Origin of the sequence: Loigolactobacillus backii (assembly GCF_003946275.1) — a bacterium.
Classification (GTDB): domain Bacteria; phylum Bacillota; class Bacilli; order Lactobacillales; family Lactobacillaceae; genus Loigolactobacillus; species Loigolactobacillus backii.
Map to the genome: position 1 here is coordinate 1 of NZ_RHNQ01000118.1, position 2,838 is coordinate 2,838.

3 protein-coding genes are annotated in these 2,838 nt (G+C 39.0%); all 3 read left to right on the top strand.

Features of this window, described 5'->3' with window-relative positions; translation table 11 throughout:
* Nucleotides 1–58: 58 nt before the first annotated feature.
* The 3 genes from mobV (at nt 59) to EKM61_RS11705 (ending at nt 2,539) form a co-directional block, all read left to right on the top strand.
* Complete coding sequence (mobV, locus tag EKM61_RS11695; RefSeq protein WP_125636239.1) at nt 59–1,144, top strand: MobV family relaxase; 1,086 nt, start codon at nt 59–61, stop codon at nt 1,142–1,144.
* A gap of 529 nt (nt 1,145–1,673) precedes the next feature.
* Entirely contained in the window at nt 1,674–1,832 is a 159-nt protein-coding gene (locus tag EKM61_RS11700; protein WP_032952577.1) for a protein RepA, read from the top strand.
* Nucleotides 1,833–1,888: 56 nt separating this feature from the next.
* Nucleotides 1,889–2,539, top strand: coding sequence for a replication protein (locus EKM61_RS11705; RefSeq protein ID WP_125636241.1), 651 nt, complete (start codon nt 1,889–1,891; stop codon nt 2,537–2,539).
* Nucleotides 2,540–2,838: the final 299 nt, after the last annotated feature.

A 2,838-nucleotide genomic window follows, 5' to 3' on the forward strand; every position in this document is an offset into this window, starting at 1 on the left:
GTAAAGTATAGTGGGCTCTACTTTACTTGGAAGATAACTCCGAAATGAGGTGCGTACAATGAGTTTTGCAGTGGCTAGAATGACGAAATTAAAAGCTGATAATTTAGTCGGCATTGGCAATCATGACCAACGGAAAACGACTAATCACAGCAACGAAGATATTGATGTTTCCCGCTCCCACCTGAATTATGATTTGGTGGCTGGACGCACTGATAATTTTAAAACGGATATTGAAGCCTATATCAACGAAAACAAAGCGAGTAAGCGGGCAGTTCGCAAAGACGCTGTTTTAGTCAATGAGTGGATTATAACCAGTGACAAAGATTTTTTTGAACAATTAGACGAAGCCGAAACCCGTGAATATTTTGAAACAGCCAAACAATATTTTGCAGATAACTATGGTGACGAAAATATTCGCTATGCAGTTGTTCATATGGACGAGAAGACCCCTCACATGCATATGGGCATTGTGCCCTTTGATGATGATAAAAAGCTCTCAGCTAAGCGTATATTCAATCGTGAAGCCTTACAGCACATTCAAGAGGAATTACCACAGTACCTCAAAGAAAATGGCTTTGATGTTCAACGTGGTAACAAAAATAAAGAGCGTAAGAATTTATCAGTACCCGAATACAAAGCTATGCGGGAAGAATTGAAAAAAATAGAGACCGAAAAACAAGAGACACAAGCAAAGCTTGCAGATACTAAAAAACAGCTTGATGAAATCAAACCACGGGATACCAAGAAAATTGCTAGTAAACCCACCTTGATGAATAAAAATAAAGTCACGGTTGATAAATATGATCTCGCTGATTTGGAACAAAGGGCGGTGACTAGCGACGCTTATAACTTTGAAAAAATTCATCTGGAAGTAGAAAATCATAGTTTACGTAATGATTTGAGTGAAGCCAAGGGCCGCAACTATGAACTGAGAAAAGAAAATGAGCGATTGCAAAAACTAGTAGGAACGCTTCAAGGCATTGTACGAAATGTTGATGAGTTTCTACACAAAAAACTAGGTATTAATTTACCTGAAAAGTGGCTAGAGCGTGCAGGACTAAAAGAACCGTCTAAAAAAGCCCCTGAAAGATTACGGGAACTCGACAAACATAAATCTGATGAATTAGGCGGTCCACATCTTTAAAACGCTTATACGAGCTTAAAATGGCGTTTAAGAGCTTAATTTACCATCTCGCTAGATTGAACGTACTTAACTTTGTGTCTGTCAACGGTAAATCGAATTAAAGGGGCTTGCTGCTTTAGCAGTTAGCCCCTTTTTGAGGCTTTAAGGAGTTGATAGACTAGCGGATAAAACACTTTTGCGCATGCAAAGAAAAGCACACCTGCTTTTCTTTGCATGCCCCACGGCGAGTGCGGGGTGAGTTTGAGCGGGAGCTCCCGCTCATTTATGGGGTCAAGCTGACACAGCTTGCGGGTGTGGGCGGAGCCCATATTTTGGTTTGAGTGGGATAAAATTTGAGCGAAAAACATGGGGGCACTACGACACCCCCCATGTGTCCATTGTCCATTAAACAGAACACTTTTTTCAAGAAACCTTTTAGGCTAGGGGTTTTCGGGAGGTTTTGAGATTTTATAAAAAATGTTGTATTTCTAACGTATGTATAATATAATGATGGAATAGAGATAAAAATAGTAAGAAAGAAGGTTTTTTGATGGTTGAAGTTGAAAAGAAAAAAATTACTTTGTCTATACCCGTTGAAACTAATGCAAAGCTGGAAGAATTGGCCCAGAAATATGGCATGACTAAATCTGGATTGGTTAATTTTTTGGTTAATCAGGTTGCAGAAGCTGGAACTATTTATAGGCAATAAAAAAAGCGCCCTGTGCATAGGACGCGATCTAAAAGTCTGTGAGGTAATTATAACATATGAAAAGTGAATCTAAAATCGATTGGACGGTACCTCGTCCAAATAAAAATCCCAAAACAAAACAGCCTTATAAACGTGGTCGTAATTGGGGTATTGTTGTTTATCCTGAAAGTCTTCCTGAAAATTGGAAAGATATTATCAGGCAAGAGCCTATTGCTGTCAGTCCTTTACATGATAAAGATGTTAACCCTGATGGAGAAAAGAAAAAATCTCACTATCATCTTGTTTTGAACTATAAAGGGAACAAATCTTTTGAACAAATTGATGAAATTGCTAGGTCTTTAAGGGCGCCTGCTCCTCAAAGAATTAGTAGTTTAACTGGCGCTGTTAGGTACTTGACACATATGGATAATCCTGAAAAATATCAGTATGATAATGCTGATATTGAGACCTTTGGAGGCTTTGATTTAGAGAGTTGCTTAGCTCTTTCTACTGGGGATAAGCGCCAAGCCTTACGTGACATGTTGACTTTTATTTCTGAAAATGAAATTATGCATTTAAAAGACTTTGCAGATTATTGCATGTCTGAGGAAGCACCAGCTGGCTGGTTCGAACTTCTAACTGAAAGGAATACGCTTTTTATTAAAGAATATATCAAGTCAAATTGGCAGAAACAACAGTATGCTAGTAAAAACATCAATAAAAGGTAGTTTCTGTATAATTTTTTAAGAGCTGACTATATTATGGTCAGCTCTTTTTGTGGTTAAGCTGACATCAGCTTGCCCTACTCGGGTAGAGTTCTGCATGAAATGCGCTCGCTATGCAATAGCCCGCCGGAGGTTTTTCTAGCCGGATAATAGGCGCAGAAAAATAGCAGTTCTCCCAGTAGGAAGGGAGAACGCTACTACCTCGTAGAGCCCACACTTTACCTTGTAAAGTATAGTGGGCTCTACTTTACTTGGAAGATAACTCCGAAATGAGGTGCGTACAATGAGTTTTGCAGTGGCTA